22 protein-coding genes are annotated in these 22,428 nt (G+C 62.0%); 21 read left to right on the forward strand and 1 reads right to left on the reverse strand.

What is annotated here, in order from left to right:
- The 16 genes from M0D69_RS22005 to M0D69_RS22080 all read left to right on the forward strand — a co-directional run bounded on the left by M0D69_RS22005 (position 1) and on the right by M0D69_RS22080 (position 15,365).
- Positions 1 to 714, forward strand: coding sequence for an ABC transporter permease (locus M0D69_RS22005; RefSeq protein WP_301784015.1), 714 nt, complete (start codon positions 1 to 3; stop codon positions 712 to 714).
- Between the two features lie 63 nt (positions 715 to 777).
- On the forward strand, positions 778 to 1,569 hold the full coding sequence (locus M0D69_RS22010; protein WP_301784016.1) for an ABC transporter ATP-binding protein: 792 nt from the start codon (positions 778 to 780) through the stop codon (positions 1,567 to 1,569).
- 79 nt (positions 1,570 to 1,648) lie between these two features.
- Positions 1,649 to 2,623: a GlxA family transcriptional regulator gene (locus tag M0D69_RS22015; protein ID WP_301784054.1), complete on the forward strand. Its 975-nt coding sequence runs from the start codon at positions 1,649 to 1,651 to the stop codon at positions 2,621 to 2,623.
- A 435-nt stretch (positions 2,624 to 3,058) separates the two neighbouring features.
- Positions 3,059 to 4,066, forward strand: coding sequence for an ABC transporter substrate-binding protein (locus tag M0D69_RS22020; RefSeq protein WP_301784017.1), 1,008 nt, complete (start codon positions 3,059 to 3,061; stop codon positions 4,064 to 4,066).
- A gap of 105 nt (positions 4,067 to 4,171) precedes the next feature.
- Positions 4,172 to 5,056 carry an ABC transporter ATP-binding protein gene (locus M0D69_RS22025; RefSeq protein WP_301784018.1) on the forward strand — a complete coding sequence of 295 codons (885 nt, stop codon included), beginning with the start codon at positions 4,172 to 4,174 and terminating at the stop codon, positions 5,054 to 5,056.
- The gene (locus tag M0D69_RS22030; RefSeq protein ID WP_301784019.1) at positions 5,053 to 5,892 is read left to right on the forward strand and encodes an ABC transporter permease; all 840 of its coding nucleotides are present in this window, start codon (positions 5,053 to 5,055) and stop codon (positions 5,890 to 5,892) included. The genes M0D69_RS22025 and M0D69_RS22030 overlap by 4 nt, the downstream gene beginning before the upstream one ends.
- Positions 5,871 to 6,629 (forward strand): ABC transporter permease, encoded by a 759-nt coding sequence (locus M0D69_RS22035; protein WP_301784020.1) that lies wholly within the window; start codon positions 5,871 to 5,873, stop codon positions 6,627 to 6,629. The genes M0D69_RS22030 and M0D69_RS22035 overlap by 22 nt, the downstream gene beginning before the upstream one ends.
- Before the next feature lie 6 nt (positions 6,630 to 6,635).
- Positions 6,636 to 7,436 (forward strand): class II aldolase/adducin family protein, encoded by an 801-nt coding sequence (locus M0D69_RS22040; RefSeq protein ID WP_301784021.1) that lies wholly within the window; start codon positions 6,636 to 6,638, stop codon positions 7,434 to 7,436.
- Between the two features lie 29 nt (positions 7,437 to 7,465).
- Complete coding sequence (locus tag M0D69_RS22045; protein WP_301784022.1) at positions 7,466 to 8,305, forward strand: TauD/TfdA family dioxygenase; 840 nt, start codon at positions 7,466 to 7,468, stop codon at positions 8,303 to 8,305.
- A 73-nt stretch (positions 8,306 to 8,378) separates the two neighbouring features.
- A complete protein-coding gene (locus M0D69_RS22050) occupies positions 8,379 to 9,089 on the forward strand; it encodes a GntR family transcriptional regulator (protein ID WP_301784023.1) in 711 nt (236 codons plus the stop codon).
- An 85-nt stretch (positions 9,090 to 9,174) separates the two neighbouring features.
- A complete protein-coding gene (locus tag M0D69_RS22055; protein WP_301784024.1) occupies positions 9,175 to 10,032 on the forward strand; it encodes an SDR family oxidoreductase in 858 nt (285 codons plus the stop codon).
- On the forward strand, positions 10,029 to 11,192 hold the full coding sequence (locus M0D69_RS22060) for a pyridoxal phosphate-dependent aminotransferase (protein WP_301784025.1): 1,164 nt from the start codon (positions 10,029 to 10,031) through the stop codon (positions 11,190 to 11,192). Before M0D69_RS22055 ends, M0D69_RS22060 begins: the two co-directional genes overlap by 4 nt.
- Before the next feature lie 17 nt (positions 11,193 to 11,209).
- Positions 11,210 to 12,091 (forward strand): alpha/beta fold hydrolase, encoded by an 882-nt coding sequence (locus M0D69_RS22065; protein WP_301784026.1) that lies wholly within the window; start codon positions 11,210 to 11,212, stop codon positions 12,089 to 12,091.
- A gap of 31 nt (positions 12,092 to 12,122) precedes the next feature.
- Complete coding sequence (locus tag M0D69_RS22070) at positions 12,123 to 13,427, forward strand: M20 family metallo-hydrolase (RefSeq protein WP_301784027.1); 1,305 nt, start codon at positions 12,123 to 12,125, stop codon at positions 13,425 to 13,427.
- Entirely contained in the window at positions 13,414 to 14,397 is a 984-nt protein-coding gene (locus tag M0D69_RS22075) for a cupin domain-containing protein (RefSeq protein WP_301784028.1), read from the forward strand. Before M0D69_RS22070 ends, M0D69_RS22075 begins: the two co-directional genes overlap by 14 nt.
- A 143-nt stretch (positions 14,398 to 14,540) precedes the next feature.
- The gene (locus tag M0D69_RS22080) at positions 14,541 to 15,365 is read left to right on the forward strand and encodes a transporter substrate-binding domain-containing protein (RefSeq protein WP_301784029.1); all 825 of its coding nucleotides are present in this window, start codon (positions 14,541 to 14,543) and stop codon (positions 15,363 to 15,365) included.
- A gap of 25 nt (positions 15,366 to 15,390) precedes the next feature.
- Here the strand turns inward: M0D69_RS22080 and M0D69_RS22085 are convergent, their stop codons facing one another.
- Positions 15,391 to 16,314 carry a LysR substrate-binding domain-containing protein gene (locus M0D69_RS22085; RefSeq protein WP_301784030.1) on the reverse strand — a complete coding sequence of 308 codons (924 nt, stop codon included), beginning with the start codon at positions 16,312 to 16,314 and terminating at the stop codon, positions 15,391 to 15,393.
- 209 nt (positions 16,315 to 16,523) lie between these two features.
- Between M0D69_RS22085 and M0D69_RS22090 the strand changes: the two genes are divergently transcribed.
- The 5 genes from M0D69_RS22090 (at position 16,524) to M0D69_RS22110 (ending at position 22,414) form a co-directional block, all read left to right on the forward strand.
- On the forward strand, positions 16,524 to 17,222 hold the full coding sequence (locus tag M0D69_RS22090) for an aspartate/glutamate racemase family protein (RefSeq protein ID WP_301784031.1): 699 nt from the start codon (positions 16,524 to 16,526) through the stop codon (positions 17,220 to 17,222).
- Positions 17,219 to 18,691 (forward strand): dihydropyrimidinase, encoded by a 1,473-nt coding sequence (hydA, locus tag M0D69_RS22095; RefSeq protein WP_301784032.1) that lies wholly within the window; start codon positions 17,219 to 17,221, stop codon positions 18,689 to 18,691. Before M0D69_RS22090 ends, hydA begins: the two co-directional genes overlap by 4 nt.
- 42 nt (positions 18,692 to 18,733) lie before the next feature.
- Positions 18,734 to 19,675, forward strand: a complete 942-nt coding sequence (locus M0D69_RS22100) for an N-carbamoyl-D-amino-acid hydrolase (RefSeq protein ID WP_301784033.1) — start codon at positions 18,734 to 18,736, stop codon at positions 19,673 to 19,675.
- A 22-nt stretch (positions 19,676 to 19,697) separates the two neighbouring features.
- Complete coding sequence (locus M0D69_RS22105) at positions 19,698 to 20,972, forward strand: MFS transporter (RefSeq protein ID WP_301784034.1); 1,275 nt, start codon at positions 19,698 to 19,700, stop codon at positions 20,970 to 20,972.
- 242 nt (positions 20,973 to 21,214) lie between these two features.
- The gene (locus tag M0D69_RS22110; protein ID WP_301784035.1) at positions 21,215 to 22,414 is read left to right on the forward strand and encodes a glycine C-acetyltransferase; all 1,200 of its coding nucleotides are present in this window, start codon (positions 21,215 to 21,217) and stop codon (positions 22,412 to 22,414) included.
- Positions 22,415 to 22,428 lie beyond the last annotated feature (14 nt).

The raw sequence follows: 22,428 nt of genomic DNA on the forward strand, positions 1-22,428 counted from the left end.
ATGATCCAGATACTTGCCGATTACTGGCGCCCGTTTCTCTACTCCGACGGCATGCGCGCCTCGGGTCTCGTCGTGACCTTGTGGTTGTTGGCGAGCTCGCTTGCGCTCGGTTTTGTCGCGTCCGTTCCGCTTGCCTGCGCACGGGTCTCGAAGAACCGCTGGCTCTCCACGCCGGTGCGCATCTACACTTACGTGTTTCGCGGCACGCCGCTCTACGTGCAGTTGCTGCTGCTCTACACCGGTATGTACAGTCTCGAATTCGTGCGTTCGCAGTCGTTGCTCGAAGCGTTTTTCCGCAGCGGCTTCAACTGCGCGATCGCGGCCTTCGCACTCAATACCTGCGCGTACACCACCGAGATATTCGCGGGTGCGATCCGATCGACACCGTACGGCGAAGTGGAAGCGGCACGTGCTTACGGCATGAGCACGTTCACTGTGTACTGGCGCGTGATCCTGCCTTCTGCACTGCGCCGTTCGCTGCCGCTGTACAGTAACGAGGTGATCCTCATGCTGCACGCCACCACGGTTGCGTTCACCGCGACCGTACCGGACATCCTGAAGGTCGCACGCGACGCAAACTCGGCGACCTATCAGTCGTTCGAGTCGTTCGGGATCGCCGCGCTGATTTATCTGGTGGTGTCGTTTGTGTTGATCGGCGCATTCCGGCGCGCGGAAAAGCGCTGGCTTGGGTATCTGGGCACAGCGCGTCGTTGAGATTCAAATCAGATCGTTACCTTGTCAAAACCGTATTACAGTCATCACTCTCGGGAGTACGCGTTGGAGCTAACCGCCAAAGATGCCGCGACAAAACTGGTCGCGCAAGACATTCACAAGCGCTACGGCGACAACGAAGTGCTCAAGGGCGTGTCGCTTTCCGCTCGTGCGGGCGACGTCATCAGCATCATCGGTGCGAGCGGTTCGGGCAAGAGCACGTTCCTGCGCTGCATCAATTTTCTCGAGCGGCCGAACGCGGGGCAGATCGTGGTGGACGGCGAGACGGTGCTCGTCAAGGCTGACCGCGCGGGCAACCATGACGTGGCCGACCGCAAGCAGTTGCAGCGTGTGCGCACGAAGCTCGCCATGGTGTTCCAGCACTTCAACTTGTGGTCGCATATGACCGCCATCGAAAACGTGATGGAAGCGCCACGGCATGTGCTCGGCCTCTCAAAGAAGGAAGCGGAAGAGCGCGCACGGATGTACCTCGAGAAGGTGGGTCTCGCGCCTCGCATCGAAAAGCAATATCCGTCGCACATGTCCGGTGGGCAGCAGCAACGCGTGGCGATTGCACGTGCATTGGCAATGCATCCCGACGTGATGCTGTTCGACGAACCCACTTCGGCGCTCGACCCGGAACTGGTCGGCGAAGTGCTCAAGGTCATGCAGAAGCTTGCCGAAGAGGGCCGCACGATGATCGTGGTCACGCACGAAATGGGCTTTGCCCGCAACGTCTCGAACCACGTGATGTTCCTGCACCAGGGCCGCACGGAAGAAGAAGGTGCGCCGGCCGACGTGCTTACCGCACCGAAGAGCGAGCGGCTGCGCCAGTTCCTCTCCGGCAGTCTCAAGTAAGCGCGTGAGCGTGAACCCGGGCCCGGGTCCGAGCGCAAAACCGCTCAAGGTGGCAATAGCCGTACTGCCGCCCTGTTCCATGAGCGGTGCCGGGCTGATCCTCGACAGCCTGCGTCTCGCGAACGAGATCGACGGCCACGCGCTCTACGAGTGGCAGATCTGCTCGTGGGACGGCCGCCCTTTGACGTTCGCCGGCGGGGCGCAGCTTCCCGCGGACTCCGCGTTCGGCGACGCCGTTAGCTGCGACTGGCTGATCGTGGTCAGCGAGCGATATCAACAGTTCGCCGACTATCGGCTCTTTCTGCAAAGCCTCGCGCGCGTCGGCACCCGCACGCAGCGCGTGACAGGCATTCATCACGGCGTCTGGTGGCTCGCAATGGCGGGCCAGTTGAGCGGCTATCGCGTGGCCGTGAACTGGGAAACCTACCAGCAATTCGCCGAGGAATTCGAGCGTTCTATCGTCACGCAGCAGATCTTCGAGATCGACCGCGACCGTTCGACTTGCACCGGCGGCCAGGCGACCGTCGACTTCATGCTGGCGATGATCGCGCGCGATCAGGGTGCGGACCTGGCGGAACGGATCGCCGATTCACTGGGCATCGGCGTGCTGCGTTCAGGCGAAGAACGCCAGCGCATCCCGTTCGTGACTGCGCCGGGCGAACGCCATCCGCGCCTGAACGACGCGCTGCAACTGATGGAAGCCAACATTGAAGACCCGCTTGCCACCGATGAAATCGCCGGGCTCATCGGCATTTCGCGACGCCAACTCGAGCGCCTCTTTCGCCAGTATCTCGGCGCGATGCCGTCGAAGTACTACGTCAACCTGCGCCTCACCAAGGCACGCACGCAATTGCAGCGCACCAGCAAGTCGGTGGTGCAAATCAGCCTCGCGTGCGGATTTGCGTCGGCGGCGCATTTCTCCAATGCGTACCGCGACCGCTTCGGCGTGACACCGCGCGAGGAGCGCCGCAACTGGATCGAAAAGCATAGCGGACAGGCCTCGGATGAACCCCGCGGCGGCGCGCTGCTCGGGTCATCGCGTGAACCCGTTTGATTGTTTTTAGTGCCGTTTTTTGCCCCTATTCCCACGTGCTCCCATGTGCGCCGGTTATCGCCGTGCGAACGCATAAGTGCCGCAGGCATACAGTTTTAGCCGATCCCGATAGTCAGCTTATCCATACGCGCGCTGCCATCGACCGTGCGCGCGCCGGATGCGCGATCGAATCTTGAACACGGCTGGCTTCAACGTCCCTACTGCCGCCTGACACGGCCTCGGCGAGTGGAAACGTGGCCCTGCACCACGTCCAACCGCGGCGTATTGCGTGTTCCCAACCGCATGCACCGTGCTCAAGCACGTTCCCCAGCAACGAGGCGCAATGCACCAGCGCAGGCCTCCTGAACGATACAAATCCCCGGCAAATCGCCAGTTTTATTATGGCCCGTATATTGCTTAAGACAATTTACGTATATCCAACGGGGTGAATTCATCATGCGAAGTCCGCTTGTCCGTCGTTTGATCGTCGCCAGTGCCGTCGTTTTGTCTTTTACGAGTGCCACGGCCGCGTTCTCGCAGGAAAAGGTCTCCGTCCGTTTGCGCTGGTTGCCGCAAGCTCAATTCGCCGGCTACTACGTCGCCAAGGCGAAGGGTTTCTATCAGGACAAGGGGCTGGACGTCAGCATCAATCCCGGCGGCCCGAACATTACCGTCGAGACACTCGTGGGTTCAGGCGCCGATACTTTCGGCGTCGGTGGCGGACCGGAAGCCATGTTGTTTGCGCGCGAAAAGGGCCTGCCACTCGTGTGTATCGGCATGACGCTGCAGCAGAGCCCGCACGTCTTTGTTGCGCAGAAGAAATCGGGCATCAAGACGCTGGCCGACCTCCGCGGCAAGAAGGTGTCGACGTGGTTCACCGGCGCGCAATACACGCTGTACGCCATGCTCGCGAGCCAGGACATCAAGCCGTCCGAACTGACGATCGTGCCGCAGGCTGCGACCATGACGCCGTTCATCGAAGGTGAATTCCAGGCAGCAACGGCGACGCGCTATAACGAATTCGTCACCTTGCAGGAGCAAGGCGTGACCGACCTGACCGTGTTCAAACCGGCAGACTTCGGTGTGGTTGCCCAGGCTGATTCGATCATCACATCGGAGAAATTCCTGCAGGCGCACCCCGATCAGGCGCAGGCATTCCTGGCAGCGACGCTGCAGGGCTGGAAGTACGCGCTGGCGCACAAGTCCGAAGCAATTGACATCGTGATGGCCGCCGCGCCGAGCGCAAACCGCGCCCACCAGACCGCCATGCTCGACCAGCTCGCCACGCTGATCACGGCGGGCAAGAACGGCTCGCAGGGAATCGGCCAGATCGACATGGACGTTGCCAGCTCCATCCAGGCACGGCTCATCAAATACCAGGCGCTGAAGGCGCCGGTCGATCTGAACAAGGCGTTCGATACCAAGGTCTGGGATCAGGTCCCGAGCGCCGATAAATCGCTTTGACCTGCCTCATTGGGTTCATTTGCAGTGAGCACCGCGGCCCATCCGCTACCGGGTTGCGGCAATCATCGACGCAGTTTTACGTTCCCATTTCCGCAGGAGGTCGTCTTGCAAGCTGAACTGCAAACCGGTCTTTCACACGATCCGATGCCCACGACAACCGTTAGCGCCCCGCCCCTGGCCCAGTCGACAGCCGCACCGGCGCAACTGGAACTCGTCAACGTCTGGAAGCGTTTCGGCGACCCAGCCGCACCGACTATCGCCGTGCGCGAAGTCGACTTGCGTATTCCGAAGGGTGAATTTGTCACGCTGATCGGTCCGTCGGGCTGTGGCAAATCGACGTTGTTCAACATGATCGCGGGGCTGATCGCACCGGACAACGACGGTTCGATCCTGCTCGATAACGTCCCCCAGCCGGACGGCAAGCTGCTCGGCAAAGTGTCGTTCATGCCCCAGCGGGACTTACTGTTCCCCTGGCGCACGGTGCTCGACAACGCGATCATCGCGCTCGAAGTGGAAGGAGTGCCACGCCGCGAAGCCCGCAAGCGAGCCGAAGCGATGTTTCCCGAATTCGGTCTTAAGGGCTTCGAACATCACTACCCTCAACAGCTTTCCGGCGGGATGCGCCAGCGCGTTGCGCTGATGCGCACGTTCCTGTTCGAGCGTGACCTGTTGCTCCTCGACGAACCCTTCGGCGCGCTCGACGCGTTGACACGCGCGAAGATGCAGAGCTGGCTGCTCGATATCTGGGCACGCCGCCAGCGCACGGTGCTGTTCATCACGCACGATATCGACGAAGCGATTTTTCTCGGCGACCGCGTACTGGTGATGACGTCGCGACCCGGCACGATCAAGTGCGAGGAGATCATCAACTTGCCTCGACCGCGCGATCCCGCGCTTGTCACGTCGACGCAATTCACAACGATCAAGCGTCGTCTGCTCGATGTGATCGAAGAGGAAAGCATGAAGTCCTTCGCATCGGAGGGACTGTGAGCGCCTCGTCCGACCTCGCTCAGAAGGCATTGCCGGCGGGGCTGCGCGGCGGCGCCGTAGCGGCCAGGCCCGGCTGGCAGCAACGCCTCCTGATGGGATTCCTGCGCTCGCCTCTCGCTTCCATGATCGCGCTTGCGCTGCTCTGGGAGTTCGCGACCATTGCGTTCGCGGTGCCCAGGCGGACCCTGCCGCCGCTGTCGGCCGTATTCGCCGACGCCTGGACGGTCCGCGCCGACCTGCTCGCCAGCTTCGGCCGCACGTTGCTGGAGACGCTGCTCGGTTTTATCGCTGGTTCACTGCTCGGGTGCCTGTTCGGCATCACCTTCGCCTACGTGCGCACGCTTGAACGCTCGGTATTTCCGCTCTTCGTGATCTCTCAGTCGATGCCCGTCGTCGCGTTCGGTGCGCTCGTCGTGATCTGGTTCGGGAACACACTGCTCGCGAAAGTGGTCATGGCGTTGTTTCTTTCGTTCCTGCCGGTGACGGTCAACACGTTGCGTGGATTGAAGGGCGTCGATCCTGAGCGCATCGGCCTGATGCGCAGTTTCGGCGCGCGCGGCTTCGCGCTCTTTGCGAAGCTCGCATGGCCGTGGGCGCTGCCCCAGGTCATGGTCGGGCTGAAGGTGGCGATTTCGCTGAGCCTGATCGGATCGATTGTCGGTGAATGGTTTGGCGAGACGGTCGGTCTCGGCGTCATGCTCCTGCAAGCGATGTACACCGAAGACATGACGCGCCTGTGGACCGTGATCGTTGCGTGCGGGCTGATGGGCTCCACGCTGTACGGATTGATTTCGCTGATCGAACGGAGGCTCGTATGGTGGCGTTCCGCAAGCTGACCGAGGCTGGCGCAGTGCCCGTCCTCATCACGTTGCTGATCTTCGTGACGGCCTGGGAAGGCGCGATCGCGCTGTTTCACATCCCGAATTTTGTGTTGCCGCATCTCACGCAGATCGCCGTGCGCTTATCGGGCGACAGCCACCTCCTCGCCGATGCCCTTGCCGCCACGCTCAGTGAATCGCTGGGAGGATTTGTGATCGGCGCAGTACTCGGCGTGGCGATCGCGTCCTTGATGGTCCTGATCGTGCCGCTTGAACGCAGCCTGCTGCCGGTCGCAGTCGCGATCAACTCGGTCCCTATCGTCGCCTACGTGCCCGTCACCTTGGTCTGGTTCGGTATCGGACCGGCTTCGAAGCTCGCGCTTGTTGCCCTGTCGACAGGGTTCGTGGTGCTGATCAATGCGCTACACGGCCTGAAGCAGGCGGAAACCGGCGCGATCGACCTGATGCGCAGCTTCGGCGCGTCACGGCTCTCCATCTTGCGCCGGCTGCAACTGCCCGCCGCGATGCCTTCCGTCGTCAACGGACTGCGCGTTGCTATCCCGCGCAGCATGATCGTGGCCATCGTCAGTGAAATGCTGGGCGCGTATCGCGGTATCGGCAGGATTATTTTCGAGTCGATGCAGCAAGTCGACAATCTTGGTGTGTGGGTTGCGGTGCTGAGCGCATCGCTGGCGAGCGTGTTGTTGTACACGGCGCTGGTGTGGATCGACCGCAAACTCGTCTGGTGGAACTGAACTGCAATGACAACCGTTCTTCCCGACTCTTCAAAAACCGATGCCGCCAATCCCGTCGCCCAGGACGAAGCGACCCTGCGGGTGCAACTGGCCGCGTGTTACCGGCTGGTCGCGCACTTCGGCCTCGACGACCTGATCTACAACCATATCTCAGTGCGCGTACCCGGCGAGCCGGGTCATTTCCTGATCAACCCCTATGGTTTGCTCTTCTCGGAGATCAACGCCTCCTGCTTCGTCAAGATCGATCACGAAGGCAACCGGGTCGATGACACCACGCAGCCGGTGAACCGTGCCGGCTTCGTGATTCACAGCGCGATCCACGCGGGCCGCGCCGATGCCAATTGCGTGCTGCACACGCATTCGGAAGCGGCGACCGCCGTGTCCGCGCTGACCGAAGGCCTTCTGCCGCTGAGCCAGTTCGCGATGCGTTTTCATGGCCACGCCGGTTTTCACGATTACGAAGGCGTCGCGCTCGAAACCGGCGAGCGAGAGCGCCTGATCCGAGATCTCGGCGAGCATCCCGTTCTCGTGTTGCGCAATCACGGCGTGTTGAGCGTCGGGCGTACGGTCGCGGAAGCTTTCATCCTGGCGTACTACTTCGAGCGCGCCGCTCGCGTGCAGTTGCTCGCGCAAGGGGCAGCGAGCGCGGCAGGCGGCGCGACGCTGCATTTGCCGCACGCGGACATCAGCGCGCTGGCTTCGCGTCAGTTCAACGAAATGGCCGGCGACATCCTGCCCCCGGGCAGCCGTGAATGGCCGGCCTTTATCCGCTTGCTCGACAAACTGGACCCGTCGTACCGGGATTGACCAGACACACATCACTAACGGAGATAGACATGAAGCTGCAGCCCATCACGCCGTTTCTAGGCATTGAAGTTCACGATGCCGATCTGCGCAAGCCGGTTGCCGACGACGACTTCGCTACGCTGCGCGAAGCGCTGAACCAGCATTCCGTGCTGCTCTTTCGCGACCAGACGCTGAGCGAAGCGGAACACGTTGCGTTCTCGCGCCGCTTCGGTCCGCTGCTCACGCACGTACTCGCGCAATTCCTGAAACCGGGTTTCCCCGAGATCTACGTGTTGTCGAACGTGGTCGACGGCGGCAAACCGATCGGCAATCACAAGGAAGGCTGGAACTGGCATTCGGACCTGTCCTACAAGGCCGAGCCGTGCCTCGGTTCGCTGCTGTACGCGATCGAAACGCCGCCCGAAGGCGCGGATACGCTGTTCGCTTCCATGTATGCCGCCTTCGACGCTCTCGACGACGACACCAGGGATTTCATTCGCCCATTACGCGGCGTGCATTCGTATTCGTCGTACTACGGCAAGGCGTTTGCCGATCGCACGCCGCTGTCCAGCGAACAAAAGGCCGCGGTGCCCGACATCACCCATCCGTTGGTACGTACGCATCCGGAAACGGGACGTCTGTCGCTTTACGTGGGCGAGGACGTGGTGAGCGGGATTGAAGGAATGGAGGGCCCTGAAGGTCAGGTGCTGCTGGCGCGCCTGAACGCACATGCGGTGGATTCACGCTTCGTCTATCGTCATGTATGGCAGCCGGGCGACCTGCTGATCTGGGACAACCGCTCCACCATGCATCGGGCGACGCCGTACGACGACGTCAAATACCGCCGTGTCATGCACCGCACGACGGTTGCCGGCGACCGCCCGTTTTAACGCCGCGGACCTGACGGATAAACGGCCAGCCGTTGTACGCCTGGCACAGGCAAGCGATTGAAGGAGACATGTGATGAGTACCCCCACCGCCTACGCGTTCACTGTGGAGAGCGACACCGGCGCCGGTTCCGAACGTCCGGCGACACTGTCGGAGACCGTTCAGAAAGCGCTCGAGAACCTGATCTTCAGCGGCGAATTCAAACCAGGGGAACGCCTTGACGAAGGCGAGCTCGCAGTCCGCTTCAATGCTTCCCGCACGCCGGTCCGGGAAGCGTTCAAGGCGCTCGAAGGTCTGGGGCTAGTCGAGATTCGCGGTCGTCAGGGTGTGACGGTGGCAAAGCTGTCGCTGCCGGTGCTGATCGAGATGTTTCATGTCATGGCATCGCTCGAAGGACTGTGTGCGCGCTTCGCGGCGCGCCGGGCAACCGCGGCGCAGAAACGGGCGCTGGCCGAGACACACGAAGCGTTGACGGCCGCGTTGAAAGACGGCGATACCCAGCGTTTCTACGACATCAACCAGATCTTTCACGATCAGCTCTACGCAGCGTCGAACACGGAATATGTCGCCGAGCAGACGCGTGCGTTGCGCAAGCGTGTCGCACCTTACCGGCGTTATGTGACCAACCAGCCGGGGCGCATGAACGCGACAATCGGCGAGCATCAGCGAATCATCGACGCCATTGCAGCCGCCGACGCGCAAGCCGCTGAAGACGCTGCCAGCGATCACGTGAATCTGCTCGGTGACGACATGGTCGATTTCATCGCGGCGATCTCGCCGTCCTGAATTCCCTCGTGTTCTGTTTCAACCCAACTTTAAATCAAGCCGGCCTGAACCGGCCGGACCCCGCGTCCGCGGCAGAGGAAACACCATGAAACTCGATCTCGACGGCAAGACCGTCCTCATTACCGGCGCCTCGAAGGGTATCGGACTCGCCACCGCCCACGCGTTCGCCGCCGAAGGATGTCACCTGCATCTCGCCGCGCGCAATGCTGAAGCGCTAAGCGAAGCGCGCGATGCCATCGTCGAAAAACACGGCGTGAGCGTCACCGTTCATGCGATGGATCTCGGGGAAGCCGGCTCGATGGCCAGGCTCGCCGATCGCGCGGGCGACATCGATATCCTGATCAACAATGCCGGCGACCTGCCCTCGGGACCACTCGACGCACTCGATCCCGCCGCGATCCGCCGTGGCTTCGAACTGAAAGTATTCGGCTACATAGACCTCACGAAGGCGTACTACGCACGCATGCAGGCCCGGGGCGGCGGTGTGATCATCAACGACATCGGTAACTCGGGCGAGAACTGGGATGCCAACTATGTGGCCGGATCCACCGGCAATGCTGCGCTGATGGCGTTCACGCGCGCGCTCGGCGGCGTCAGTCTCGACGACAATATCCGCGTGATCGGCGTAAATCCGGGGCCGGTCGAAACCGATCGCATGGTCAAGCTGATGAAGCGCCGAGCGCTGGACATGCACGGCGACGAGGCGCGCTGGACCGAGCTCTTTTCGCTCTACCCGGGCGGACGTCCGGCGCGCGCCGACGAAGTGGCCGAACTGATGGTGTTCCTCGCTTCGCCTCGGGCGGCGTATATCACGGGCACGATCGTGACCATCGACGGGGGCATTGCCGCGCGCGGCTCCATCATCAAGACCAGCAAGCGCGCCAATGCCGAGATCTCTCCGGCCGCCGCCGGCATACTCGCCGAGGCCGGAGCCGTCCAATGAGTTCGACTATCCACACACCGGCCAGCACTGCGGAAATTCGCAACCAGTATTTCGACCGGCTGTTCAACACGCCTGGCTTGAAGTGGCTTGGCCAGAACACCAATCATGTACCGCTGCACGCAGCCGTGCGCACGGCGCTGCACCAGGCCATCGACGACGAAGGTTTTCGTGCATATGCGCCGCCCCTGGGACTCGAGGCATTGCGCGATGCGATCGTCGATGATCTCGGCCTCGCAGGCAAACAGCAAGCCGTCGTCACCGACGGGGCAGTGGCCGCGCTTGCACTCGCCTGCCGTGCTTTTTGCGGTCCGCAGAGCGGCTTCGTGACAACGGACCCCGGCTGGAAATGGCCGTTGCAATTCGCGGCCCGCGCGGGTTCGCCGATCACGGAAATTCCGATCTACGGAGAGCAATATCAATACCGGCTGAGTGCGGACGCGCTGACGGCCGCAACCGGCGAAAACACCGGCGTTATCTATCTCGTCGATCCGAATAACCCGCTCGGCGTCTGCTACACGCGCGATGAAATTGCCGCGTTTACGCAGCGGGCGAAGCAGATCGGCGCCATCCTGATCCACGACTGCACGTATCGCGATTTCGCCGATGATCATCATCTCGCGGCGGAGTTTTATCCCGAAGGCACGATCACCATCGTGAGCTTTTCGAAGTGGCTAGGCTTCGCCGGTCTGCGGCTCGGCGCGCTCGTGGCATCACCGGCGCTGCTTGAAAAAATCCTGACTTGCTCGGAAGCACCACTTGGCTCAAGCGTGATTGCACAGAAAGGCGCGCTGGCCGCACTGGCTGTCAAGGACGAGTGGATGCGCGAAGTCCAGACGCTGCAACGCGCGAACCAGAAAGCCGTATTCGATGCCGTGTCCCGGCACCCTGGCCTGAAGGTCGCCGTGTATCCCTCGCAGGGCAATTTCCTGGTGATCGAATGTATCGATGCCGGCGTCGCGCCGGAGGCGCTGGTCGAAGCTTTTGGCGACATCGGCATCATGATTCGACAAGGGAGTTATCACACGCCGCGCTTCGGCGACCGCTTTGTGAAGGTATCGATCTCGGTACCGGCGGACTGGGTCACCGCGTTCTGCGAGGCGTTGCCCGCCGCGCTGGAAACAGCACGCCGCGCCGACCATTGCGCGCGGCCGCTCTTTTGAGTTCTGAGGACAACATCATGGGTTTCGCGAGAACGGCCGACGACGTGTCGCTCTACTACGAGCACGGTGGCCACGGCACACCCATCATCTTCGTGCACGAATTCGGCGGCGATCATCGCAGCTGGGAACCGCAGATGCGTTATTTTGCGCGCCGCCATCAGGTCATCACATTCGCCGCGCGCGGTTACGCACCGTCCGATATTCCCACGGACGTCGATGCCTACTCGCAGGACAACGCCGCCGATGACATCGTCGCGGTGCTCGACCATCTCGGTATCGAACGCGCGCATGTCGTCGGCCTGTCGATGGGCGGCTTCGCGACGTTGCATCTCGGCTTGCGCGCGCCCCAACGCGCGCTGTCGCTGACGGTAGCGGGCGCAGGGTACGGAGCCGAAAAGGAACATGAAGCCTACTTCCGCAACGTATCGATGGAAGTCGCCGCACAGTTCGAGAAGCAAGGCAGCGAAGTGTTCGCGCGGACGTATTCGCTCGGCGCGAGCCGCGTCCAGTTCCAGAACAAGGACCCGCGCGGCTGGCAGGAATTCGCGACGCGGCTCGGCGAGCACGACGCCGTCGGGTCGGCGAATACCATGCGCGGCGTTCAGGCGCGGCGGCCCTCGCTATACGACCTCGAAAAACCACTTTCGCAAATGGTGACGCCGACGCTGGTAGTCGTCGGCGATGAGGACGATCACTGCCTCCAGCCCGGCATCTTCCTCAAGAAGACGATGCCCGCGTGCGGCCTCGCCGTGATGCCTAAAACCGGGCACACGCTGAACCTCGAAGAACCCGAAGCGTTCAACCGACTGCTCGCCGAATTCGTCGCGCAAGTCGAGGCCGGCGCGTGGGCTAAACGGGACCCGCGCGCGCTGCCATCGCAAATCATGAAGACGGATTAAACCCACCTTGTTCCCTGACGAGCGTTATCAAGTGAGCACGAGCAAACCCGACACCTCCGAGGCCAACTGCCCGCGAGGTATCGATTTCAAGCGCCTCTGGAGCCGTCTGATGGCGCTGGGCGAGATCGGTGCACTCGCGGACGGCGGAGTGAACCGGCAGGCGCTCAGCGAGGCGGAAATCGCGGCGTGGCAATACCTGATCGAGCTCGCCGCACAAGGTACGGGACGCCCGATAGAAGCGTCGACAGATGCCGCCGGCAACCTGTTCCTCACGCTACCCGGACGTTATCGCGACCTGCCGCCCGTCCTGCTCGGCAGTCATCTGGACAGCCAGCCCGCGGGCGGCCGGTTCGACGGCGCGTACGGCGTGCTGAGCGCGCTCGAGGTATTGCTCACGCGCGCCGAACGCGCACTCGAAAGCGACCGGGACCTGATCGCGGTCGGCTGGATGAACGAGGAAGGGTCGCGCTTTGCGCCCGGCATGATGGGCTCGCAAGCCTTTGCTGGAGCGGCCGGCATCGACGAGATTCGAGCCGTGTGCGACCCAGACGGCATCAGCGTGAGTGCGGCACTCGATCATCTGCACACCGTATTTGCCGGGTTGCCGCGCCGCGCGCTCGGCTTTCCCGTCGCGGCGTACTTCGAATTGCATATCGAACAAGGGCCGTTTCTCGAAGCAGCCGGTACGAACATCGGCGTGGTCAGCGGCATCCAGGGCAAGAAGACCTGGCGGGTCGAAATCGATGGGGAAAGCGGCCACGCGGGAACGCTTGCCATGCGCGACCGGCGCGATGCGCTCGCGGCTTTCGCACGGGTCGCCGTTGCGCTCGATAACGAACTCGGGCATGCCGACGAGCAGGTGAAGTTCACGATCGGGCGCGTCGTCGCCGAACCGAACGCGCCCTCGGTGGTGCCGCGCAAGCTGACATTCAGTATCGATTTGCGCCATCCGGACAATGCGATGCTGACGCGGCTGGGGATGCAGGTCGAGGCGTTGTGCTTAGCAAACGCGCGACCTTGTTCGGTCCGTGTCGTACCGCTAGTCGATGCCCCGTCGAACGGTTTCGATCCACAACTCGGGCGGCTGATTGAGACTGCCGCGTGTGCGTTCGGTTACTCATCGATGCCGATCCTGTCGGCTGCCGGACACGACGCACGTTTTCTCGCCCAAGTGACGCCGAGCGCGATGATCTTCATTCCGTGCCGGGAGGGAATCAGTCACTCGCCCGCCGAATGGTCGGCGCCGGAGCAGGTCGGCGCGGGCGCGGATGTACTGTACGCGACGCTTGAAGCGTGGCTTCAAACACAGAACCAGGACCGACATGATGCAAGCTGAACTGAACGAAGCCGTGGATATGGCCAGCCTCCCTGCACAAATGCCGCTCGCGCCGAAGACCGAAGCCGCCGCGCGAGCCCGTTTCTTCAACTCGGGCAATGCGTTCAACATTCATCTGCCGGACGTGCCCGCCGCGAGTTTCGATCTGCCGCTGTCGATGTCAATGTCGAACTCAACGCCATGCGAGACGCAGTGGATGGATTGCGATCAGTCGAACGCGCTCGGATCTGGCGTGCCCGCGACTACGCCGTTCATGCTGGCCCGCTATTTGAGCCTGGCCGCCAGTGTGCAGATCGTGCTCGACAGTACGACGAGCGGTTCGATCTGGTATGTAATCGACGGCAGCGGCACGGCTACGCATGGAGAGGCGGGCTTCGAGTGGCATCGCGGCGACGTCTTCATGATGCCGGGTAGCGCCGGCGCGAATTTGCATGCAGCGCAGAGCGGCGCGCTGCTCTGGTGTGTCGATAACAGTCCATTGCTGGCGCACGAAGATGTCGTGCCACGTACGGCATCGCAGCGCGGCCTGGCTGCTGTTCACTTCCCCGCCGACGAAATCGAACGCCAGCTCGGGATGCTGTTCAGGACGTCCGCAAATACGGAGACATCGGGCTTTGCAGTGATCTTTTCAAGCGCGGAACTGGAGCCGAGCCGTAACCTGCTGCCCATACTCACGCTGAGCCTGAACACGGTGCCGGCCGGCTGTATGCAACGGCCCCATCGGCACAATTCCGCGGCCATCACGCTCGTGCTGACGGGTGACGACTGTTTTTCAATGGTCGACGGCAAACGATGCGACTGGCATCCGCACCGGACGCTCGTGACACCACCCGCTGCCCTGCACTCGCATCACAACGAAGGCCATGAACCGCGCGCCCGTTTCCTGATCGTGCAGGACGGCGGGCTGTATTACCACGGGCGCACGATGGGCTTTGCGTTTGCGGATGACTCCGGGAATCGCGAACCATAGCCTGCAGCTATATCGCATTGATATTGGTCTATTTTTTTTGCTCCGTCGTGGTTGATAGCATCCGCCGGTCTTTTCGCAATTTTCGCAAAATTTTCGCAAGAGCCGGCGACGCGCGTTGTCCACTCACCTCCACGGAGCATTCGATGAAACCCTTTCCCTATTTCCCGACGCGCCGCGCCGCTCGCCGCAGCCGCTTGCCTGCAATTGCCGCACTGGCATCGCTGATCATTGGATTGACCGTTCAACCCGCTAATGCCGACCAGCTCGATGCGATTCACGCAGCGCATGTGCTCAGGGTTGCCGTGCCCGAAGACTATCCCCCCTTCGGCTCCCCCGGTGCCGACATGAAACTGCAGGGCTACGATATCGACATGGCGAACCTGCTGGCGAAGACCATCGGTGTCGAGGTGAAACTGATCCCGGTGACGAGCGCGAACCGCGTGGCCTACCTGCTGAGCGGCCGCGCCGACCTGACCATTTCCTCGCTGGCGAAGACGGCGGACAGGGAGAAGGTCATCGACTTTTCCCAGGCCTACGCGCCGTACTTCCAGGGCGTGTTCGGTCCCGCCGACGTCAAGGTGACGGGACCTGCCGATCTGGCCGGCAAGACAATTGGCGCAACACGCGGCACCGTGGAGGAAATGACGATCACGCAGACCGCGCCGCCGAGCGCCACGATCAAACGTTTCGACGACAACGCCGGCACGATTGCCGCGTTCCTCTCCGGACAGGTTCAATTGTTCGCGGCGGGCAACGTGGTGGCGACGGCGATCATCGCGAAGCATCCGCCGCGCATGCCGGAGAGCAAATACATCTTCCGCAATTCGCCGTGCTATATCGGCGTGCTGAAGGATCAGCCGCGACTGCTGGATCTCGTCAACCAGACCATCGACCGCGCCAAGCACGACGGCACGCTAAACAGCATTTCGCAGAAGTGGCTCGACATGCCGCTGCCGGCCAATCTCTGACAAGCGGGTAAAGTTGCACTGGAGACTAAACACCCGGCACGGCCTCCAACACCTGCCGCAATACCTCGAGAAACTCGCGAGCCGGATGCGACAGCGGCTCCGCTCGCGAATACACGGCTTGCAGCTCCAGCGTCTTCTCGGGCCGCAGCGGGCGCACATCAATGCGCTCGCGCAACGCGGCATCCAGGCAGAACGGATCGACGAGCGCCACGCCTACACCCTCCTGCACCAGCGTGCAGGCACTGATCGCCGAACGCACTTCGACAATCGGCGCCGGGCGTGGCTCGCTGCCGAACGCCTCGCCCACCACGCGCCCGAGCGGCGTGTCGTGACCATAATCGATCCACGGCCGCGCCTGCAGATCACGCAGACGCACGGTCTTGTGCGCGGGCAGCCAGCCAGGTGGACTGACACACATGAGCGGCACCTTCACTAGCGGTTCCGTCGTGAGGTTCGGGTGCGCCACGTCGAACATCGATACCCCCAGATAGTTCTTCCCGAACAGCACCCGCGGAATCAGGTTGTTATGCGTGAGCGGTTCGAAATGGATTGGAAGGTTCGGATAACGCCGGTTAAAAACCGCAATCGCGCGCGGCACCAGATGCACCCCGAGACTCGGGCTGCAGACCACGTTCAGCTTGCCGCTGCGCCCTTCCACGAGCGCCCGCACGAGGTCATCGACGCGTTGAACGCCCGCGTAAGCCGACTCCACTTCCTCGAAAATACGCCGGGCTTCCGGGGTCGGATAAAGACGGCCCCGTGAGCGTTCGAACAGCAGGAAACCGAGCCGCTCTTCCGACACCGACAGCACCCGGCTCACCGAGGGCTGGGCGATAAACAGCATGCGGGCGGCCTCGCTGATCGACCCCGCGATCATGATGGCGCGAAACACTTCAATCTGGCGCAGGCTCATCGTAAGCCTGCGTTGCGGCGAGTCGTCGTAGGTCATCTGCTCTCCAATTGCCTCTCGAATCCTTTTGGCGGGGGCGGCCGGACGGCGCAAGCTTAACGCTATCCGCACTCTCGGACGAGATGCATGCATGCCGTCTATACCCTTTAAATTTTGGCGTATTTCACTACTGGGGCGGCGATTGATATCGTTGCCGCATATCCAGCGCAAGCGTGCACCACGATTGCGCGTTCCAAGGCGATTCCTCCATGATTCAGCCGATCCACGTCATCAATCCGAACTCGCTCGCGGACGTCACCGGGCGCATTGATCGCGCTGTTCAACCGGGTGCGTCAACGGGCGGTCCAGCCTTGCGTTGCATTACGCTCGAGACCGCCCCGCCCGGCATCGTCTCGCAACGGGATGCGGACTCCGCCGCGACGCTCGTCGCCGACTACGTGGAGCGCAACGACGCCGTCGCCAGCGCGTTTGTGATTGCCTGCTATAGCGATCCGGGCCTGTTTGCCGCGCGTGAAATAACGAAAAAGCCTGTTATAGGTATCGGACAAGCCGGTCTGTCAGCGGCCCTTCAACTGGGCGAACGGGTCGGCGTGATTGCCGTGAGTTCGCGCGGCATACCCCGCCATCTTCGCTATTACCGCACGCTCGGGGTCGATCGCCGGATTGCTGGCGAACTTGCAATCGACCTGCCCGTGGCGGATTCCGGCGATGAAAACCTCGCACTGCAACGCCTCATTGAAACAGCGAAGACCTTGCGCGACGACGCTGGCGCCGACGTGATCGTGCTGGGCTGCGCAGGCATGGCCGAACTGCGCTCCCGCGTGGAAGCCGCGGTGGGTGTTGCCGTGGTCGATCCCTGCACGGCAGCGGTCGCGTTCGCTATCGCGCGCGTGAAGGATCACGCCGAAGCAACGCGTCGTCAACGATCCCAGGGCGCCTCTCTATGACCGATTTCGATCTCACCATTCGCGGCGGCACCGTCGCTAGCGACACCGACGTTTTCCGCGCCGATATCGGCATAGTCGGCGACCGCATTGTTGCCGTCGAAGCGGATTTGCCTCCCGGCCGCCACGACGTCGATGCCAAGGACCGCCTCGTTTTGCCCGGCGGCGTGGATACGCACTGCCACGTAGAGCAGCGCTCGGGAATGGGCCGCATGGGCGCGGACGACTGGTACTCCGCCAGCGTGTCCGCGGCGTTCGGCGGCACGACAACCATCGTGCCCTTCGCGGCCCAGCATCGCGGCATGTCGCTCAAACAGGCAGCCGCCGATTACGCCGCGCTCGCGCGTGAGAAATCGGTCATCGACTACAGCTATCACCTGATTCTCTCGGAGACCGATCCGCAAACGCTTCAGCATGATCTGCCTGAGTTGATCCGCTCGGGCATCACCTCGTTCAAGGTCTACATGACCTACGATCAGTTGAAGATCGACGACTATCAGATGCTCGATGTCCTGGCCGTCGCCGCACGCGAAAGGGCTTTGGTGATGGTGCATGCCGAGAACAACGATGTGATCCGCTGGGTCTCGCAGCGCCTGCTCGAACGCGGTTATACCGCGCCGAAATTCCACGGCACGAGCCATGTGCAACTCGCCGAGACCGAAGCGACGAATCGCGTGATCCAGCTCTCGCGCCTGTTCGACGTACCCATCCTGATCGTGCACGTATCGGCGCATGAAGCGCTCGCGACCATCCAGGCCGCTCAGAAAATCGGGGCGCAAGTGTATGGCGAAACCTGCCCGCACTATCTGCTGCTGACGGAAGACGACATGGACCTGCCAGGCACCGAGGGCGCTAAGTATTGCTGCAGCCCGCCGCTGCGCGACGCCGCTGCTCAGGAAGCACTATGGGACGCGCTCAGGCAGGGCACGTTGCAGACGCTATCGTCGGACCATGCGCCGTACAGATACGATGCGAGCGGCAAGCTGCCCGAAGGCGACAAAACGACCTTCAAGCAGATCGCAAACGGCCTGCCCGGACTGGAGACGCGCTTGCCACTGCTGTTCTCGGAGGGGGTTGGAAAGAACCGGCTGTCGATACCCGAATTTGTGGCGCTGAGCGCAGCCAATCATGCTCGCCTATATGGCCTTTTCCCGCGCAAAGGGCTGCTTGCGCCGGGCGCGGACGCCGATGTTGCTGTCTGGAATCCATTGCGTGTGGTGACGCTTACGGCGAGCGCGCTGCACGATCAAGTGGGCTACACGCCCTACGAGGGAATCACCATAACAGGCTGGCCAGAAACAGTCGTCAGCGCGGGGCGCGTGATTGTCGAGAATGGCCAGTTGAACGCGGCGCGCGGCAGCGGCCGCTTTATTCCGCGCTCTACGCCCATGCCTTGCGCAACTGAACGTGAGCTCACGCCATCGACTCGCTTCTTCCGCTCGTTGACCGGCAGCAAACCGGTCTCCTTGTAATTTGCCTACGTAATTCGAATCGATTTCAACCAGAGGTCAAGCATGCGTAATTCACGAAAACTCGGTCTCGCCGTGGCGCAGATGGGTCCCGTCAACCTCGCCGATGATCGCCCCAAAGTGGTCGCGCGTCTCGTCGACATGTTGCGCGAGGCGAAGGGCCGCAACGCAGACCTGGTCGTGTTCCCGGAGATGGCGCTGACCACGTTTTTCCCGCGCTACTGGATGAGCGAGGACGAAGCGGTCGAGCGTTTCTTCGAACGTTCAATGCCTAACGCGGACGTGCAGCCCCTCTTCGATGCAGCCCGTGAACTCGGCATTGGCTTTTATCTCGGCTATGCAGAGCTGACACCCGAAGGCCACCGCTTCAACACCGCCGTGCTGGTCGACAAGGAAGCGAAAGTGATCGGTAAATATCGCAAGATCCATTTGCCCGGTCACGCAGACCATAAGCCCGATGCGCCATTCCAGCATCTCGAGAAGAAGTTCTTCGAGGTCGGCGACCGAGGTTTTCCGGTATTCGAGTCGTTCGGCACGAAGGTCGGTATGTGCCTGTGCAACGACCGCCGTTGGCCGGAGACGTGGCGCGTGATGTCCCTGCAAAGCGCGGAGCTCGGTGTGCTCGGCTACAACACGCCGTCCTGGAATATTCACTGGAACGAGCCCCCGCATCTTCGCATGCACACGCATCTGATTTCGCTGCAGGCCTCGGCTTACCAGAACGCGATGTGGATCGGTGCGGCAGCGAAGTGCGGCTTCGAGGACGGCTTCCACATGATAGGCGGCTCGGTGATCGTGGCGCCGTCGGGCGAGATCGCGGCGCAGTCGTCGGGTGAAGAAGATGAAGTCATCTTCTCCAACATCGATCTCGCCATTGGCGACACGTTCCGCGAACACGTGTTCAACTTCGCGAAGCATCGCCGGCCCGAGCACTATGGACTGATCGTCGAGCGCACCGGTGCAGGCGCGCCGTTGCCTCACGACTAAGCGCGCACGGAGCCCTTCCTACATGACAAGCTACAAGCAAGACGGCGTCGAGGCACTCGACGCCACTGCACGCGAGACCGACAACATCCTCGCACCGCCCGCAGCCCCAACGCAAAGCCCCGTTCGCGCGCTGATCGCAGCCGTTTCAGGTTACGCGATGGACGGATTCGATCTGCTGATCCTCGGCTTCATGCTGAACCTGATTTCCGCCGATCTCGGCCTGACGAGTTCTCAAGCCGGGTCACTGGTGACGTGGACGCTTATCGGCGGCGTGGTGGGTGGCCTGGGCTTCGGCATATTGAGCGACTATCTCGGCCGCGTTCGCGTGCTGACCTACACGATCCTGCTGTTCGCGCTCTTCACGGGTCTCTGCGCCCTCGCGACGAGTTATGGCGATCTGCTCGTCTACCGCTTTATTGCAGGTGTCGGGCTCGGCGGCGAGTTCGGTATCGGCATGGCGCTTGCCATCGAAGCGTGGCCTGCGAACAAACGCGGGCGCGTCTCGTCGTATGTCGGCATGGGCTGGCAGCTGGGTGTGCTCGCGGCGGCTATCGTCACGCCGCTGCTGCTGCCGCATATCGGCTGGCGCGGAATGTTTGTGGTCGGCCTGTTTCCGGCAGTGGGATCGTTCATCATCCGCAAGGCCATCGGCGAATCGGAACTGTTCGTGCGCACGCACGCCACGAAGCAACGCGAGTTCCCGATCAAGACCCTGTTTCGCGACAAGACCACGACAAAGCGCAGCATCGGCGTGATCATCCTGTGCTCGGTCCAGAATTTCGGGTACTACGGCCTCATCGTGTGGATGCCGGGTTATCTTTCAAAGATGTTCGGCTACACGCTCACCAAGTCGGCCATCTGGACCGGCTCCTCGATCCTCGGCATGCTGGCCGGCATCTGGATCTTCGGGCAGCTTGCGGATCGGATAGGACGTAAGCCCGCCTTTGTCGGTTATCAGATCGGCGCACTCGTGATGGTGTTTATCTACTCAACGCTTACAACCCCCAATGCGCTTTTGATCGGCGGCATTTTCATGGGTCTGTTCGTGAACGGAATGATGGGTGGTTATGGCGCGCTGATGGCGGAGCTCTATCCAACCCACGCTCGCGGCACCGCGCAAAACGTGTTGTGGAGCATCGGGCGGGCGGTGGGCGGGTTTGGTCCACTCGCCATCGGTGCGCTCGCCACGCACTATTCGTTCGGCACGGCAATCGCGTTGCTGGCGTCGATTTATATCGTTGATCTGCTGGCAACGATCGTCCTGATTCCCGAGTTGCGCGGCGTTGAGCTGGAATGATTCCTCTGATGTAAAAACGGAATGTGGACACTTCGTACCGGCGGGTCGTCATTGAGACCCGCCGGTTTTGCGTTTCATGCGGCCGATCCCACGGCCTGAGACAATGCGATCGGCGCCGCCCGAACGTTCGCGCGAATGGCATTTTCCTTCATACTGGCAGCCGCACCATCGAAACGGCGTTGCCGCGCGGTCCTCGTGCGCCGTCCTCGTGGCTGTCCTCGTATTACTTAGGAGCATGATCCATGCACGATTCTTATCTTGCGCATGTGCGCAGCACCCTCGATCAGATTCGCGCCGACGGTTTCTACAAGACCGAGCGCGTGATCTCGAGTCCGCAATCCGCCGACATCCGGCTCGCGGGCGGCGGCGACATGCTGAACTTCTGCGCCAACAATTATCTCGGTCTCGCCGACGATGCACGCCTGATCGAGGCCGCAAAAGCGGGCCTGGATCACGACGGATTCGGCATGGCGTCGGTGCGGTTTATCTGCGGCACGCAAACCGTCCACAAGGAACTCGAGCAAGCGCTCGCCGCCTTCCTCCAAACGGACGACTGCATCCTGTACTCGAGTTGCTTCGATGCAAACGGCGGCCTGTTCGAAACCTTGCTCGACGAGTCCGACGCCATCATCAGCGACGAACTGAATCACGCGAGCATCATCGACGGCGTGCGGTTGTCCAAAGCTAAGCGTTATCGCTACAAGAACAACGATCTCGCCGACCTTGAGACGAAGCTGCGCGAAGCGGATGCAGCCGGCGCGCGTTTCAAGCTGATCGCCACCGATGGCGTGTTTTCGATGGACGGCATCATCGCGAATCTTGCCGGCATCTGCGATCTCGCCGATCGTTACGGCGCACTGGTCATGGTCGACGACTCGCATGCAGTGGGCTTTATCGGTGAAAACGGACGCGGCACACCAGAGCATTGCGGCGTGCTGTCGCGCGTCGACATCATCACCGGCACCTTGGGCAAGGCGCTGGGCGGCGCGTCCGGCGGTTACGTCGCCGCGCGCCGCGAGATCGTCGAGTTGCTGCGGCAACGTTCGCGTCCTTATCTGTTCTCGAATTCGCTCGCGCCGAGCATTGCCGCCGCCACGCTCAAGGTTTTGGAACTGCTGGCGAGCGACGAAGGTGCCCGGCTGCGTGCCAGCGTGCGAGCCAACGGCGCGCATTTCCGCGACGCCATGAGCAAGCTCGGTTTCACGCTCGTCCCAGGCGAACATCCGATCATCCCCGTCATGCTCGGCGACGCGCAAGTCGCCTCGCGCATGGCGGACGCGCTGCTGCATGAAGGCGTCTACGTGATCGGGTTTTCATTCCCGGTGGTGCCGAAAGGCCGCGCGCGTATCCGCACGCAAATGAGCGCCGCGCATACGCCGGCACAGATCGATCGCGCGGTGGATGCGTTCGCGCGCGTTGGCCGATCACTTGGCATCATCTGAGACATCGAGACAAT

This window comes from Caballeronia sp. SEWSISQ10-4 2 (genome assembly GCF_030464885.1).
Classification (GTDB): Bacteria; Pseudomonadota; Gammaproteobacteria; order Burkholderiales; family Burkholderiaceae; genus Caballeronia.